At 45.5% G+C, this 15559-nt stretch carries 14 protein-coding genes and 1 pseudogene; all 15 read left to right on the top strand.

From position 1 onward, the window contains the following. Nucleotides 1-256 precede the first annotated feature (256 nt). The 15 genes and pseudogenes from CHL1_RS17040 to CHL1_RS16975 all read left to right on the top strand — a co-directional run bounded on the left by CHL1_RS17040 (nt 257) and on the right by CHL1_RS16975 (nt 15530). The gene (locus tag CHL1_RS17040) at nt 257-1984 is read left to right on the top strand and encodes an MATE family efflux transporter (RefSeq protein WP_250934148.1); all 1728 of its coding nucleotides are present in this window, start codon (nt 257-259) and stop codon (nt 1982-1984) included. 14 nt (nt 1985-1998) lie between these two features. Continuing rightward, entirely contained in the window at nt 1999-3621 is a 1623-nt protein-coding gene (locus tag CHL1_RS17035) for a SpoIIE family protein phosphatase (protein WP_250934147.1), read from the top strand. 3 nt (nt 3622-3624) lie between these two features. After that, nucleotides 3625-4179, top strand: a complete 555-nt coding sequence (locus CHL1_RS17030) for a GNAT family N-acetyltransferase (RefSeq protein ID WP_228878635.1) — start codon at nt 3625-3627, stop codon at nt 4177-4179. After that, nucleotides 4176-4778 carry a GNAT family N-acetyltransferase gene (locus tag CHL1_RS17025; protein WP_228878633.1) on the top strand — a complete coding sequence of 201 codons (603 nt, stop codon included), beginning with the start codon at nt 4176-4178 and terminating at the stop codon, nt 4776-4778. The genes CHL1_RS17030 and CHL1_RS17025 overlap by 4 nt, the downstream gene beginning before the upstream one ends. Further along, nucleotides 4775-5185: an ATP-binding protein gene (locus CHL1_RS17020; protein ID WP_026393707.1), complete on the top strand. Its 411-nt coding sequence runs from the start codon at nt 4775-4777 to the stop codon at nt 5183-5185. The genes CHL1_RS17025 and CHL1_RS17020 overlap by 4 nt, the downstream gene beginning before the upstream one ends. A 123-nt stretch (nt 5186-5308) precedes the next feature. Further along, a complete protein-coding gene (locus CHL1_RS17015; protein WP_250934146.1) occupies nt 5309-7000 on the top strand; it encodes a transporter substrate-binding domain-containing protein in 1692 nt (563 codons plus the stop codon). A 53-nt stretch (nt 7001-7053) separates the two neighbouring features. Next, nucleotides 7054-8298: an ABC transporter permease subunit gene (locus tag CHL1_RS17010; protein ID WP_420840481.1), complete on the top strand. Its 1245-nt coding sequence runs from the start codon at nt 7054-7056 to the stop codon at nt 8296-8298. Then, nucleotides 8295-9011, top strand: a pseudogene (locus CHL1_RS17005) (amino acid ABC transporter ATP-binding protein); the annotation flags it as partial. The gene CHL1_RS17010 and the pseudogene CHL1_RS17005, both read left to right, overlap by 4 nt. Before the next feature lie 572 nt (nt 9012-9583). Next, the gene (locus CHL1_RS17000) at nt 9584-12238 is read left to right on the top strand and encodes a hypothetical protein (protein ID WP_250934145.1); all 2655 of its coding nucleotides are present in this window, start codon (nt 9584-9586) and stop codon (nt 12236-12238) included. Continuing rightward, a complete protein-coding gene (locus CHL1_RS18365; RefSeq protein WP_276520460.1) occupies nt 12235-12363 on the top strand; it encodes a hypothetical protein in 129 nt (42 codons plus the stop codon). The genes CHL1_RS17000 and CHL1_RS18365 overlap by 4 nt, the downstream gene beginning before the upstream one ends. Beyond that, nucleotides 12347-12607, top strand: coding sequence for a PEP/pyruvate-binding domain-containing protein (locus tag CHL1_RS16995; protein ID WP_250934144.1), 261 nt, complete (start codon nt 12347-12349; stop codon nt 12605-12607). The genes CHL1_RS18365 and CHL1_RS16995 overlap by 17 nt, the downstream gene beginning before the upstream one ends. Beyond that, entirely contained in the window at nt 12591-13673 is a 1083-nt protein-coding gene (locus tag CHL1_RS16990; protein WP_250934143.1) for a PEP/pyruvate-binding domain-containing protein, read from the top strand. The genes CHL1_RS16995 and CHL1_RS16990 overlap by 17 nt, the downstream gene beginning before the upstream one ends. Nucleotides 13674-13893: 220 nt before the next feature. Further along, nucleotides 13894-14496, top strand: coding sequence for a helix-turn-helix domain-containing protein (locus tag CHL1_RS16985; protein ID WP_250934142.1), 603 nt, complete (start codon nt 13894-13896; stop codon nt 14494-14496). Nucleotides 14497-14530: 34 nt separating this feature from the next. Further along, the gene (locus CHL1_RS16980) at nt 14531-14896 is read left to right on the top strand and encodes a GIY-YIG nuclease family protein (RefSeq protein WP_250934141.1); all 366 of its coding nucleotides are present in this window, start codon (nt 14531-14533) and stop codon (nt 14894-14896) included. Continuing rightward, nucleotides 14871-15530 carry a chloramphenicol acetyltransferase gene (locus CHL1_RS16975; protein ID WP_250934140.1) on the top strand — a complete coding sequence of 220 codons (660 nt, stop codon included), beginning with the start codon at nt 14871-14873 and terminating at the stop codon, nt 15528-15530. The genes CHL1_RS16980 and CHL1_RS16975 overlap by 26 nt, the downstream gene beginning before the upstream one ends. The last annotated feature ends 29 nt before the right edge of the window (nt 15531-15559 follow it).

Raw genomic sequence — 15559 nt, 5'->3', positions numbered from 1 at the left:
GGCTAATAAAAATAAGCATCAGTGATGGCGTATAATATTCAAAGAGTAAGAAAATTTACAGCAGAAGTAAAGAATTGTTCGACAATCAACGTCGTTTATATGCTATAATAGCCTCGTATAACTTTATTCTGTTCAGGCAATTTTGTTTGTAGTCAATCATATATTTAATCACCAAAAATGACGTGTCGATCATTTAACGGCAGTCAGTAAGTTTGGCTATCCTGGCTGATAAAAGGAGGCAATGAGAGAGGGCATAATGAATAATCAACATTTTGTTAACAAGGCTTTTCGCATATTTGTCATCAACAGCATTCTTTCCTCAGCGGGAGTGGTGCTGGGAACCTTTGTGGATGCCATTATTCTGGGGAACGCATTTGGAGAGATTGGTCTATCAGTACTGGCGGTGTCAATGCCGATATACATGGTTTATAATCTGTTCGGTTATGCCTTTGGTGTTGGTAGCTCCCTGAAAGTAGCTGAGGCCATCGGCGCCGAGGATAAAGATGGGATCAGATCCTATTTTACCCAGGCAATGTTTTTCGCAGTGGCAGTTGGGTTGGTTATTGCGGCATTGGGCATGCTTTTTCTGCCGACCATCATTGGTCTCACTGGCGGGGCGGGCATTGCTGCTGCCGGGGACTATATGTGGCCGATTGTCATTACCGCACCGATATTCATTCTGGCACCGGTAATCTCACTGTTAATTCGCAGTGATGCCGATCCGTTTTTGTCCACCCTGGGGATCAGCGTTTCGGTGATCGTCAATCTGGTGTTGGATCTTATCTTTATCTTCGGATTGAACATGGGGGTGTTCGGCGGAGCGCTGGCAATGGTAATTGGACAGTGTTGCGCGATTGCCGTTTACGCCATTCATTTTTTTAAAAAGCATAATCATCTTAAATTCGGGCAGACTTCCCTGAGCCCCAAAGCTTGCTATCAGCTTTTTCATGGCGGCTTTGGAATCGCTTCGGCCTTTATTTATCAGGGGATCACCCTTGTTGTCATCAATAATCTGCTGAGTGTGACAGTAGGGGTCGGGGGACTGGCAGTCTATAATATTCTTTTTAATGTTTCCTTGTTTGCCTATGCGATTTTTGATGGGATTTCACTGGCCCTGGCGCCGCTGGTGGCAACCTTTGCCGGCGAAAAGGATACCGAAGGGGTTTATAATACCATGGGTTTGTCGTTAAAGACGGCAGTTTTGCTCAGCGCCATATGTGCTCTGGTACTACTTATCTTTGCCGAACCGATTGCGGCGATGTTTGGGGTAACCGATAATCTGCCGCTGGTAGCCCAGACCATACGGATCTTTGCTTTTGGGGTGGTGCAGACGTGTTTTAACTGTGTGATGGCCCACTTTTATCAGACCATTAAACGACCGACGCTGGCAGGGATTATTTATTTCCTACGAGGTTTTTTACTGTTGATTGGTTTTTGTGCCTGGTTGATTCCGGCTTTTGGTGTTGTCGGAGCAGCACTGGCCATTGTGGCGGCGGAAACGGCAACCCTGGCGATCCTTATTTTTGCGGCATTGGTACTTAAAAAACAAGGTGGATACCGAAATATTTTACTGTTTCGGGAGCCGGTAATCAGCAAGGATAATCTCTACGAAACCACCCTTTCGGCCGATATTAAGGAGCTGGAAAAATGTGTGGAGGAAATTGAGGCTTTTTGCGAGCGTCTTGATATTGACAGTAAAAATGCATATTTTATCAATCTGACTATTGAAGAATTGGCAGCTAATATTATTAATTTCGGCTTTAATGACGGGAAACCCCATTATATTCATATAAAAATTGCGCTATTTGAAGAAGACATCTACATCAGACTCCGGGATGACAGCACCAGCTATAATCCCTTTGAAGAATCAGAAAAACCTGATGAAGCCCTGGATTATCTGGGGGTTTCGATTGTTCGAAAGAAAGCAAAATCCTTTGCCTATAACCGAACCTTGGTATTTAATAATTTGCTTATTATTCTGTAAAAAAGGTGGCAAGAATGAAAGATCAAAAAAATATTCGTCGCATCAGCCTAAAAACCAAGTTTGCCTCAGCCAGTATGATTTTGGCACTGGTATTGAGCCTGGTGATCGTGCTGATTTCCTATTTCAGTTATCGGGACTCAATGTTTAAGCGTTATGAAGAAAACATCACTGCACTCGTCAAAACGGCATCCGTTTTTGTACCGGTGGACAAGGTCAACCAGTACTATGAAACGGGTCAGACTGATGCCGACTACGAGCTGCTGATAAAAGAATTCCAGACGCTGCAGGAACAGAATCAACTGGAATTTCTTTATGCCTATGTACCAACCCCGGAAGGATTTAAAGTGTTTGGTCAGGGAACCACGCCAGGGATGGCAGGTCATTTTGGTCTTGGTGATTTTTTGGGAACGAACTATTATCCTCAGGAAGATATTGACGCTGCTAATCGATTGTTTACCGATCCGGATGCGCCTAAAGTGGTCATCACCAATGAAAGTGAGTTTGGCTATCTGATTTCGGCGTTCAATGTGTTAAAAGATAGTGAGGGCAATCCGGTTTTAGTAGTTGGGGCAGATATGTCCATGAAGGAGATCAACTCAACCCTTTTCAAATATATCATTCTGGTATCTTCCATTGCAGCTTTGATCTTAATTTTGTTTATCACGATTTATCTGCTGTTTCTCAATAAGTCGATTATTGATCCGTTACAGGTGATTGTCGATAATGCCACGGATTTTGTTAATACCAATGTCGATGAAAACTTAAGTGAGATTGTGGCTTTGAATATCGATGTTAAAACTGGGGATGAAATCGAAATTCTGGCCGAAGCGTTTAATAAGATGACCAGTGACATTATCCGTTATATAAAAGAACTGACCAGTGTCACCTCCGAGCGGGAGCGAATTGAAACGGAGCTGCGGATTGCCACCCTGATTCAGGAAGGAATGTTGCCCCGGAATTTCGAGTACCCGGACAGACATGAGTTTACACTCTATGCATCGATGCGGGCAGCCAAAGATGTGGGCGGCGACTTTTACGATTTCTTTTTTGTCGATGATGATCACTTTTGCATTACCATCGGTGATGTTTCTGGAAAAGGGGTGCCGGCAGCGCTGTTTATGGCCATGGCCAAAGCCACGGTTAAAGATCTGGTACTCCGACGTCTGCCGGTCGATGAAGTCATGACCGAAGCCAATGTCACCCTGTGTAATAACAACGAACAGGGCATGTTTGTGACCCTACTGATTGCCATTATCAATGTTAAAACCGGGGTGTTCCAGTGGTGTGATGCCGGACATGATCCGGCCATAATCTGGAAAAAAGATGGCCAGGTTGAAATGCTGACTGGCAAAAAAGGCTTTGTATGTGCCGGGATTGAAACGGCCAAGTATAAGATGAATGAATCAAAAATTGAAAAAGGGGATATTATTTATCTCTACACCGATGGGATTCCGGAAGCGAATAATACCAAAAAAGAGTTTTATGGACTGGAGCGTCTGCAAACATTGGTGGCGGCCAAAAAAGAGCATGACATTAAAGCATTGTGCGCTGACATTCTGGCGGATGTCGATCAGTTTGCAGATCGGGAACCGCAATTTGATGATATCACCATGCTGGGCTTCAAGCTTGAGGAGTAGCAGATGGAGATCACCATTAAATCGGGACAGGAATTGTCGGTTGAAGCGTTTGGAGCGATTCTCGATCTGGATTGCAAAATTTATGGGAATGAAGTTCTAACCAATCAGGGGATGGCGTTAAAGCGCTTTGTAAAGTTCCCGGAGGGGATTATTGCAGCATATACCGGTGATGTTCTGGCGGGTTTTATCAGTTTTTTTGGCGTTGATGAATCCGTCTATCAGCGGGCGGTGTCTAATCAGGAATATATCGATGACAATCTGAATGCAAATGAGGTAGTGCCACTGGTGAAAGAAAGGGGTAATTACATCCTGATCCTGGATCTGGTGGTGGATGAGTTTTTCCGGCATCAGGGCATCTCGAAGCAGCTGCATGATCAACTCTGGGTTTATCTTAAGCAAAAGCAGAATCAGGGCTTCCCAATTGAGCGGGTGTTTTGTTTTGCAATCACAAATGAAGGATGCAAAAGTATGTCAAATTTAGGCGGCCGTGCAATCTGGACAAGAAATCAGGCAACCCTTTTTGAACTCGATAGAGAGCTCGTTTTGGGGCAATTATGATCACAATAAGCGACAAAAAGCTGGACAAGAATAGCCTGGAAAAGGCAGCAGCGGTATTGTGTCAGGCCTTTGAAAAGGATCCATTATATCAGGCGGTTTTTCAGAATGAGAAAGATCTTTGTCGATATATCAGGCTGATGGTGGATTATTATAATCGCAATGGTGAAATTCATGTGGCAGTTGCGGATGACAAGATAGTCGGAGCATCCATTTGGAATCACAAGGGCAGACCTTTTTTTAGTATCCGCAGTGTGATAAAAAGCGGCATGATCAGCGAAATAATCAAGTTTTTTATGCTGATTCAGATTAAAAGCATGATCCGGCTGAAAAATGAAACACTGATAACCGAGCGGTATCACTATAATCAGGAGCATCATTATTTATTTATGCTGGGCTCGGTACGAAAGGGCACTGGCCGGGCGTTGATGGAGTATGATATTGAAAAGTTCAGCGATTGTCCTATCTATCTTGAGAACAGTAATATCAAAGACAATCAGATTTTTTATCAGAAGTTTGGCTTTCATTCGATCAAAACGATTGATGTGATGGGGGTCGCAGTGGATTTGTTAACCAACAGTAAAGGAGATCAGATAATATGAAGAGATTGACTGTTAATGCATCGACAGATAACCTGCCTAAGGTACTCGAATTTATCGATAGCGAATTGGAGACAGCGGGGGCCAGTATGAAAATGATATTTCAAATTGATCTTGCTGTGGAAGAGATTTATGTAAACATTGCCCACTATGCCTATGCCCCGGATGACGGCAACGTGATCATTCAATTTGATTCCTATGGTGAACCCCCGCTGGTCGAAATTCAGTTTATTGACCAGGGGAATCCCTTTAATCCTCTGGATAACCCGGATCCGGACATCACTTTGACGGCTGAAGAGCGTCAAATCGGCGGGTTGGGTGTGTTGATGGTCAAAAAAAGCATGGATGAGGTAGATTATCGTTTTGAAGAGAACGAGAACATATTGACCATTAAAAAATTGGTATCCTAAATTAAGATAGATCGTTTTATCGTATCGAATAAAAAAACGAGGCCTGGAGTTGTTTGATTAACACCGGCTAGAAAGCATTTGGATTTCTTTAAAAATTAACAATAAATAAAATGGAGGCGCTTGATGAAACGCATTTTTGTAGGCTTGTGCGTATTGATGACATTATTGCTGGCCGGATGCAGTCAGACGGTAGCACCCCTTCCGCCGGTGGAAACGGCAAAAATCGGAACGATGATTGGAACATTGAGTGAATCACTGGCCCCCGAAAAATACCCTGAGGCAGAAATCAGCCGTTTCAACAATTATGTCGATGAGTCGGCCGCTATGATGGCGGGAAAAATTGACTATGCCATCATGGATTATGCAACGGCCCAAAATTTTATTAAGAGTAACGAAGGAACCATGGTGTTACCAGAAGCACTGACTGATGAAGTGACAGCAATGGCCCTTAAGAAAGAGAATACTGAGCTTAACCAGAAACTTAATGCGGTGTTGAACCGCTATTTAAGCGATGGCACCATGGAGGAAATTAAAGCGCACTGGTTTCCGGAAGCGGGCGGCGACTATGAAATTGTTGACGTGCCCAAAAATGTCAGCGGCCCGGTATTGCGGGTAGCCGTCACATCTCTGACTGAGCCCCGGTGTTTTGTTCAGGATGGGGAGCTAACCGGGATGAATGTGGAATTACTGAGCCGCATCGCATATGAACTGGGGATGCAGGTCGAATTTCAGGATATGGACTTTAAAGCGATGATTGACAGTCTCCAATCGGGAAATAGTGATGTGGTTGCGGCCATGTATAACACCCCGGAGCGATCGGAAAAGGTCGATTTTACCGCTGGTTATTTTCCCAATCCCCAAGTTTTTGTTGTCAAGGCCGATCGACAGGCAGCAACTGAAGGTGCTCAGAGCAGTCAGAAAACGATCAGCAGTAGCAGTGATCTGAATAAAGCTGGCTACACCATTGGCGTACCGGAGGGAACTCCGCCGGAAGAGGTGGCTAAAGAACTGATGCCCAACGCTGACATTTCCTACTTTACTCAGTTTATGGATGGGGTGGCGGCGCTTAAAAGCGGTAAGGTGACCGCTGTGATTTATGATAGCTCTGGGGTTGATCGGATTTTGTTAAGCAACCCGGATCTGGTCAAGCTTGACGAAGAGCTGGGCAATATCGAGATTGCCGCTGTTGTCCGACTAGATGATACGGCCATGAATGAGCAGCTCAATGCTTTTATTAAACAATATCAGGCCGATGGTACGGCAGCAGCGATGGTGAAGCGGTGGATAAATAACGCCGGTGGGGAAATGCCGGATATACCCAAGCCCCAAAATCCGGAGAAAAAAATCACGATTATTACCAATGGTTTAACCGAACCGATGAACTATTATGAAAATGGACAACTGACTGGCTTTGATGTTGAATTTATGAAACGTTTTGCCAGTTATGCCAATCTCGATTATGAAATCATTACCATGGATTATCAGGCGATGATTCCAGCCCTCCAAAGCGGGAAGGGCGATGTGATTATTTCTGACTTCTTTAAGACTGATGAGCGGGGGCAAGAGGTGCTCTACACGGATGCCTATGTGGTCTTGCACAACAGTGCTTTGATCAGAAAAGATATGGCGGCAGCGTCAATGGTTGATCAATCCATTAAAACCAATGAGGAACTGAATGGCAAGCGGGTTGGTTTTATTACCGGGATGGTTCATATTGACAATTTTCGACCACTTTATCAGGCTGATGAATATGAATTCAATGATTTTTCGTCGATGCTTGAAGCGCTAAAATCAAAAAAATCGATGCGCTACTGACAAGTCAGTCAAAGGTTGCCGAAATTATTGAGCAGAACCCTGATCTGATTGCATTGCCGCCTTATGCGGATATCTCGTCATCAATCGGAGTCAATAAGACCAATACCCAGCTCGGCGATGCCCTTGATGCCACGGTTAAAACAATGATCGATGATGGCAGTTTAAAAGCGATGACCGAAAAATGGATGGGCGAAAACGAAGACCAAAAAGTGCTGACGCCGGTTGATCTGACTGGCGAGAAAGGAACCCTGATAGCCGGAGTTTTAGGCGACGATTATCCGTATTCCTATTATAAGGATAACGAACTGGTTGGTCTTGAAGTTGATCTGGCACGTAGTCTGGCTGCCAGGATGGGAATGAACGTGGAGATAAAGCCAATGGATTTTTCAGCGATCATTCCTAGTATCACGTCAGGAAAAATTGATCTGGCCTTCTATCTTGCGTATACTCCGGAACGGGCTGCATCGATTCGTTTTTTGACACCACTAAAGTCTGATCAGGCTGTGGCGATTGTCAGAAATCAGGCAGTGGCTGCTTCGACAGGAGGACAACAATGGGCTGGCATGATAGCGTCATTGGGGGAGAGCTTTAACAAGACCTTTGTTGTTGAAGACCGGTATCAACTGATTTTGGAGGGACTTTCAACGACGATTGTCATTTCGCTGTTGTCATTGCTCTTTGGTAGTTTATTAGGGGCCCTCATCTGTGCGATGCGTCGTTCCCGGGTGGGCCTGATTTCAGGCCTGGCGGTCGTTTATATTCGGCTGATTCAGGGCGTGCCGATTGTTTTGACGTTGATGATCCTTTACTATATTATTTTTGCTTCGGTGGACATCCATCCGGTACTGATTGCGGTGGTTGGGTTTTCGATTAATTTTGCCGCCTATTCGGCAGAAATTTTCAGAACCGCCATTGACGCCACCGATAAAGGGCAGTTGGAGGCTGCCTACGCACTGGGGTTTACCAGAGTGGCCAGCTTTTTTAAAGTCACCCTGCCCCAGGCGCTACGGCACATTCTGCCGATTTTTAAAGGCGAATTTATCAGTATGGTAAAAATGACCTCGGTGGTCGGTTATATTGCTATCCAGGATTTGACCAAGATGACCGATATTATCCGAAGCCGGACCTTTGAAGCGTTTTTTCCACTGGTGGTAACGGCGGCGATCTATTTTGTCATCACCTACCTGTTTATTTTGTTACTGGGAAAGATTGAAGTACAGATTGACCCCAAACGCCGGAAACGGGTAGTCAAAGGCGTTGTTGAGATTGACGCAGAAGTTGTTGAGGTGCAAAAATGATTGAAATAAAAGATCTGTCGAAAAGCTATGGTCAGCTACAGGTGCTAAAGGATATCAACACCGAGATTAAAAAAGGCGAGGTGATCTCGATTATCGGGCCGTCGGGCTGTGGTAAGTCGACTTTTTTGCGGTGCATTAATCTGCTTGAAAAGCCGACTGCCGGAGAAATTTATATTGAAGGGCAGAATATTCTCGATAAAAATGCCGATGTAGCAAAATTACGCCAGAAAATGGGGATGGTTTTTCAGTCCTTTAACCTCTTTTCCCACCTGATGATCATCGAAAATTTGATGCTGGGGCCGGTTAATCTACTCAAAATCCCGCGTCAGCAAGCTTATGAAGAAGGGCTGGCCTATCTGGAAATGGTCGGGCTGCGGTCAAAAGCGCTGGCCTTTCCGGACGAATTATCCGGCGGCCAGAAACAGCGGGCGGCGATCGCCCGAACTCTGGCGATGAAACCCGAGGTGGTGCTCTTTGATGAGCCCACCTCGGCCCTGGATCCGACCATGGTCAGCGAAGTGCTGGGGGTGATCCGCAAGCTGGCATCAACCGGGATGACAATGATGATTGTAACCCATGAGATGAAGTTTGCCCGGGATGTTTCCAGCCGGGTCTTCTATATGGATGAGCAGGGCATTTACGAAGACGGAGTACCGGCAGAAATTTTTGACCATCCGCAGAAGCCCAAGACCCGGGCCTTTATCCGGAAGATTTCAGCCTTTGAATACACGGCGGCAGGCAGCGGCTTTGATCTTTATGAACTTAATGCCAAAATCGAAAGCTTCCTTAAAAAACAGATGTTTTCCGATCGGCAGATTATGAATGTCCAGCTGGTTTGTGAAGAACTGGTGCTGGCCATTCTATTGCGGGCCTTTCCCAGAGCCAGTGTCACACTTTTAGTTGAGTATTCGGATTTAAGCGGAGAGATCGCCATCCAGGCCAGTTTTTCCGGGGACGCCTATGATCTGGAGCAGGGCGATGAAAATGAACTATCCCTGGCGATTATCCATAACTATGCAAAATCACTTGACGTTAGTCATGAAGCGGGCCGAAATACGGTTAAGGTCATTATTTAACCAGCCCAACAAAAATAACTCACGTTGCGCTCGACGAACGATGATTTTACCAAACGCCTCCGAATCAAAGCCGATTCGGAGGTGTTTGACGTAGTAAATAAATAGGATTGGCTGCGAAAACGGTTTCAATTCGGTGAGTGATTATGCTATACTGAGAAAAAGGTAAAGCCGACATTTACCCAAATAGATTGAATCAGGGGGATAATAAAATGGCTAACGTGTTTTCTTCAAAGGCCTTAGAGGCCAATCTTAATCAGACCCGGGAAACCCATATTGAAATCCCGGAGCAACAGCAGTGGTTCGGTGAATTATCAAAAGAGTACTGGGGGATTCATAAACGGACCCAGGAATTTTTAATCGAGCTCAATCATAAATATCGTAATAATCGCTATGTCATCGAGTCGCTGCAGACCATTTGTCTGGGTGATATCTGGCTCTATCATGATCTACCGGAGTCAGAACAGGCCTTCACCGTTCTGGTGGAGATAATCCGCTCAGTGCTGCGATCCAAACTCAAAGACAGCCAGCGGACGCTGCTCAGCCAGGTTCTGATCCGTTTTATGGATCGGCTGGCCAGTTTTGATGCGTATCCCAAAGCGGTTATTTTTTTATGTATCGATGTCCTTAAGGAGGATATGGCTCAGCATGAACTGCTTTATGTCAAGAATTCCGGTGTGTTCAAAATTTATCTCAATAAGGTGGCAGCAGAGCCTGAATTTGCTGAAATTCTGGAAGCGATCGTTGCACATCTTCTGGATCAGTGCATTGATTTCTGGGAGCAAAGCTCTCAGGCTGAGGTTTGGTTTAACTCCCGGCAGAAATTGTTCCCCCATTTACAGGCAACCGATATTGAGGCCATTGGGCAGGTATTTTTTGAAGCCCTCAGAACCCGTCGCCAACAGGCGATTCATTGGCCGGAACTTAAGGAGCAGCTGTTCTTCAATGACATCGCCAACTATTTCCGCAGTTTTTCAGAAAAATTTCCGACCCATCAGGAAACCATCTATTATCTGTATTATCTCCTGCATTTGCCGGGCATGGCGACCCTGAACGACCATCTGATCTATGATATCAACCGGAATCTGGGCAATATTTTTGATGAACTGGATTCCCAGGATATTACCGAATTTATCAACACCATCATGGCCGAGTTTCAGGAACTCAGGCAGGAGCATGGCGATACCGTGCTGGATTGTCTGCTGACGTTGGGTAAAGAAATCATTGCCACCGGGGATCGAGCCAATATCGATTATTTTACCAAAGCGCTGATCGGACTGGGTTTTAACGCTCCGGGGAAATTAAGTCTCAATAGTGACTGGCAGATTCTGATTGATTCGAACCACGTTAAAAATATTCGGGTCTGGCTGGAATTAATCGAGGAAGCTCCCCGGGCGATGCGGGAGCTGTTGGCGGCGCTGATTGTCAACCTCAAGCTGGGGGGGATCTTTATTTCGGACACTGATCTGTTTCAGCGGGATATTACCCGGCTGCTTAACAGTCAGATCACCCCGGTTTACCGCGAAATCAAGCAGCTGGCCCGGATCTTTCCGGTCTATTTCAAAGAAATCGGTGCCGAGGGCGAGCTCCGGGATGTGACCACTGCCATTGATGAGGCCTCCCGGCGCAAGGATCGATTGATTCATTTTATGCGCAAACAGATCCATATCGAAAGTAATAATACGCATATTGATCTGGCCCGGAAAATCATTACCTATTGGTATGACGGCAATAAGGAACCGCTAAAGGAGCTGATTCCCCAGGAAATTTATGAAAGTCTTGATCCTCAAAGCAAGTGGTTTAGCCGACCCCATGACACGCTGATCGGGCTGTGTCAGGAGCTGGAAACCACCCCGGTTGGGCTGTTACGTCTGGATATTGAGGCGATCCGGGCGGGATTGCACCGGTTTGGTTCGGAACAGGGGCTGGACAACAAGCGGGTACTCAATCTTTTTCGGGTTTATTTCCTGCTGCTGGAAAAGTACTCCTTTGAATTTGATGATGTGCTGGCCATGCTCGGCGGTTACAGCCCCAATCTGACTGGTGATCTGAGTGAATTAAAAAACTGCCTGAAACAAAATGATCAGGAAGCAGCGATCCGCCAGATTTATCAGCATATGAACCGCCTTAAAACGATTATTCTGGATCCCCGTCCCAGCGAAGCCTCTGAAAACATATATTACAAGCGCCATATCGCCGCCGATATTCCCTCGATGTATGGCGAATATGTGGAGCCCAAATTTGATGCACTGGGGCTGATGTATCGGCTCGAACGAACCGTAGCCAAACTGATGACCCAGATTACCCAGCCCTTGAACGCTGAGTATATTACGGCCAAAACCTTTCGTCAGATTTATCATATTCTGCTGCTGTTTAAGGATGGCCTGGAGCTGGACGGAATTGTTAATCAGGGGCTTAATTCTCATCTCGATATGCTGAAATTCGGGCTGGCCTCGCCCAGCTTTTCGATCCATCAATATATCAATATTTTTCAGTTTATGGCCAATGATATCAAACAAATTATCAGCGAATACTTTTTCGATCTTTTTGAGATTCCGATGCGGGTTATTATTCCTCAGATTCTGGTGGCAAAGCAACAAAAAGTGGTTGGTGATGAGCGCCGACTCTATCATATCGAATCTGAGAAATTCCTCCGGGACAACCTGTCAACTGCTTTTCTGGTTCAGGATCTGGATAACTTTATCACCGACACCATCAGCGGGCTGAGAAGCCTGATGAAAAACTATTCCAGTTCTTTTATTGAAAGCATGCTGACATACGACCCGGATATTTCGTTCAGCCTCCTGACCGAAGCCACGCTTGCTATTGATAACCCGGTTTTTTTGGGGGCCAAGGCTTATTTTTGAAGAAGCTGATCAACTATGGCTTTCATGTTCCGCCGGGATTTGTGATCACCACCGAAGTATTCCGGCACAAGGAAACCATTGAGGGCCATCCGGATATGCGGCAGGGATATGGATTGGCAGATTGAAAAACATATTGCAATGATTGAGACGATCACCGGCCAAACCTTTGGCAGTGCCGAAAATCCGCTGTTCTTTTCGATCCGCTCGGGTTCATCCATTTCTTTGCCCGGGGCCATGAAAACATTTTTAAACGTCGGGATGAATGATGAAATCGCGGTACGCCTTCAGCCAACAGCAGGGCTATGGTTGGACGGCTTGGGATTGTTATCGACGCTTTTTGCAGAGCTGGGGGATGGCCTATGGCATTGACCGGGATGTGTTTGACCGGGTGATGCTGGAATATAAACAGCAGTGGGGCGTGACCCTAAAAATCAACTTCAGTCCCGAGCAGATGAGAACCATTGCTTTTAGCTATAAAATGGTTTTAACGGACTATCAAATCGAAATTGAAAACGACCCCTTCAAGCAGCTGAAACAGGCCATTGGCTCAGTTTTGGATTCCTGGTTTTCGGAGAGTGCCGTTTACTATCGGGATCATCTGCAGATTGCAAAGGACTGGGGCACCGCTGTGGTGGTTCAGAAAATGGTGCTGGGAAACCGTTCGGCCCGCTCTGGTACCGGGGTCGTATTTACCAGCAGTCCTTTTAACGGTTGCGCCGGGATAAATCTTTACGGTGATTTTGCCCTCTGCAGTCAGGGTGAAGATGTGGTTTCCGGCCTGGTCAATACCCTGCCGATTAGCGAGGCACAAAGAAAACGGGATTATCGGGACAGCAGTCTGTCCTTGGAATCGGGCTTTCCCAATATCTACCAGGAACTGACGCGTTATGCGGTTCGACTGATCGAAGAATATGGTTTTGTCCACCAGGAAATAGAGTTTACCTTTGAGTCTGATAACCCGGAAGATCTATATATTCTCCAGACGAGGAATCAGAACCTCAAAAAACAGACAGCTTTTTCCAGCTTTCTGCCAGCACCCAATCAAATGGAACTGGTTGGTCACGGCATCGGCATGAGCAGTGCGGTGTTGTCCGGGCTTTTGGCCTTTGATATGGCGGATATGGAGGATTTAAAACGACACTGTCCCGAGGCCAAAATTATTCTGGTGCGACCGGATACGGTTCCGGATGATATTCCCTTAATTTTTGTCTGCGACGGGCTGATCACCGCCAAGGGCGGGGTCACCTCCCATGCTGCCGTGGCGGCTGCCAGCGTTGGTAAGGTTTGTATTGTTAAATGTAAGGGGCTGGAAGTCAATGATTCAACCAAAGAATGTACCATCAATGGACATCGCTTTAAATCGGGAGATCCCATCTCCATCGACGGTGGGCTGGGGAATATTTACAAGGGGAATTATGAGATCGGTGAGATTTAAGGATGGGAGTTAACTTAGTAATAGATTACGATATAACGAAAACGAATACGAATAAGTGAGATGGTTTTCGTTATATCGAAAACGATCAGTAGAAATAATTGCGAGTTCTTTTTAGGGAAGCGTGTTTGATCGTGACAGCAGAAACAGCCGAAACTCTACGGAGCGTCGATTGAATAAATTCCATCGATCAATTACTATAGTTCATATGGAGGTACGACAATTGGATTGTAATAAGGTAGGCATACTACTGAAGGCATTACGAAAAGAAAAGGCGATGACCCAGAAACAGGTTGCCGAGCGGATGCACCTCAGTGATAAGACCATCTCCAAATGGGAGCGGGGCCTGGGTTGTCCGGATGTATCCCTGCTGAGAGAACTTTCACAACTGTTTGAGGTAAATATTGAAAAAATACTATTGGGAGATCTGGAACTGAATGATATGGAAACAGGAAACTTGAAGCGAATAAAATTTTATGTTTGTCCCAACTGTGGCAATGTGATCAGTACCACTGGCGATGCGGAGCTTTCCTGCTGCGGTCGCAAACTGGCGCCACTGGTGGCAAAACCAGCCGATGAAAAACACAGAGTAACCATCCAGGATGATGATGGAGAATATTATATTACCTTTGATCACGAAATGACTAAGGCCCATTTTATTTCTTTTGTGGCCTATGTATCAAGTGATCGCAGCTTGTTTGTCAGGCTTTATCCGGAGCAGCCGGCGGCCCTACGACTACCCAAGATGAGTGGCGGCAGGCTGGGCAAAAAGTTTGGCAGCAAACTGTACTATTATTGCAGCAAAGATGGTCTTTGGGTGTTGTAAGCAAAATAGATACAGGTTAAGGAGAATTAAGTTTATGGAAACACAATCAAAAAAAGAATTGAAAGAAAACTATAAAAATAGAAGGGTTGTCGGGGGCATCTACGGGATCAAATGTAGCGGCAATGACCGGATTTGGATAAAAGCAACCAAGAATATGGCCGGGCAACAAAACCGCTTTGGCTTTGCTGTTGCCACGAATTCGTGCCCGGAGCCCGCAATGCTGGAAGATTGGAAAGTCTATGGTGCCAAGTCCTTTTCATTTGTCGTACTGGAAGAAATAAAAAAAGGTGAAACGCAGAGCGAGGGAGAGTTTAGTGATGACGTTGCAACGCTGCTTGAAATCTGGATTGATAAACAAAAGGAAGAACGAATAAATGAACACGCAATTACATCCAATTGATTTTGAAACCTGGGATCGACGACCATACTTTTATTATTTTACTGAAATGCTGCCGACTGGATTTAGTATGAGTGTGGAGATCGATATGACAGAGGCGTATCATCTAATTAAAAAAGCTGGAAAGAAGTTTTTTCCGGCCTATCTCTATCTGACGGCAAAACTGATTACCGAGCAGCCGGAATTTCGGGTTGCTAAAACGGCCGATCAGCTGGGGTATTATGAGGTCTTACATCCTTCTTATGCCTGTTTTCATGAGGATGACAAAACCATGTCAAATATGTGGACAGAATATGATCCGGATTTTGAAGTCTTTTATCACAACTATATGGAAGATCAAAAACGATATTCTGGGAATCACGGGATTTTGGCCAAACCAGAGCTGCCGCCGAATAGCTTTATGGTGGGGATGGTGCCGTGGACTCAATTTACTAGTTATTCACCAGTCCCCTATGCGAAGGCCGATTATTATTTTCCGATCTTGCAGGCGGGCCGTTTTTTTCAAAAAGAGGGCCGGAAAATGATGCCCTTTTCGATCACTGTTCACCACGCAGTTGCTGATGGTTATCATGTGGGTTTATTTTTGGAAAAATTTCAGGATGCGATGAATCACCCCGAACAGTGGATTGGGCTATGACAAGAGTCATGGCCTTTTTTGCGTAGACG

It is taken from the genome of Acetobacterium wieringae (assembly GCF_023700225.1).
In the GTDB taxonomy this organism is placed as follows: Bacteria; Bacillota; Clostridia; order Eubacteriales; family Eubacteriaceae; genus Acetobacterium; species Acetobacterium wieringae.
The sequence above is the reverse complement of the archived record's forward strand: the minus strand, read 5'-3'. Positions and strand labels throughout refer to the sequence as shown.

Bases quoted from the DNA above. Each gene is read 5' to 3' on its own strand.
- CHL1_RS17040 (WP_250934148.1), top strand. From the start codon at position 257: ATGAATAATCAACATTTTGTTAACAAGGCTTTTCGCATATTTGTCATC.
- CHL1_RS16990 (WP_250934143.1), top strand. From the start codon at position 12,591: ATGGCCTATGGCATTGACCGGGATGTGTTTGACCGGGTGATGCTGGAA.
- CHL1_RS17000 (WP_250934145.1), top strand. From the start codon at position 9,584: ATGGCTAACGTGTTTTCTTCAAAGGCCTTAGAGGCCAATCTTAATCAG.
- CHL1_RS17015 (WP_250934146.1), top strand. From the start codon at position 5,309: ATGAAACGCATTTTTGTAGGCTTGTGCGTATTGATGACATTATTGCTG.
- CHL1_RS16975 (WP_250934140.1), top strand. From the start codon at position 14,871: ATGAACACGCAATTACATCCAATTGATTTTGAAACCTGGGATCGACGA.
- CHL1_RS17020 (WP_026393707.1), top strand. From the start codon at position 4,775: ATGAAGAGATTGACTGTTAATGCATCGACAGATAACCTGCCTAAGGTA.
- CHL1_RS17030 (WP_228878635.1), top strand. From the start codon at position 3,625: ATGGAGATCACCATTAAATCGGGACAGGAATTGTCGGTTGAAGCGTTT.
- CHL1_RS16980 (WP_250934141.1), top strand. From the start codon at position 14,531: ATGGAAACACAATCAAAAAAAGAATTGAAAGAAAACTATAAAAATAGA.
- CHL1_RS16995 (WP_250934144.1), top strand. From the start codon at position 12,347: ATGGATTGGCAGATTGAAAAACATATTGCAATGATTGAGACGATCACC.
- CHL1_RS17025 (WP_228878633.1), top strand. From the start codon at position 4,176: ATGATCACAATAAGCGACAAAAAGCTGGACAAGAATAGCCTGGAAAAG.
- CHL1_RS17035 (WP_250934147.1), top strand. From the start codon at position 1,999: ATGAAAGATCAAAAAAATATTCGTCGCATCAGCCTAAAAACCAAGTTT.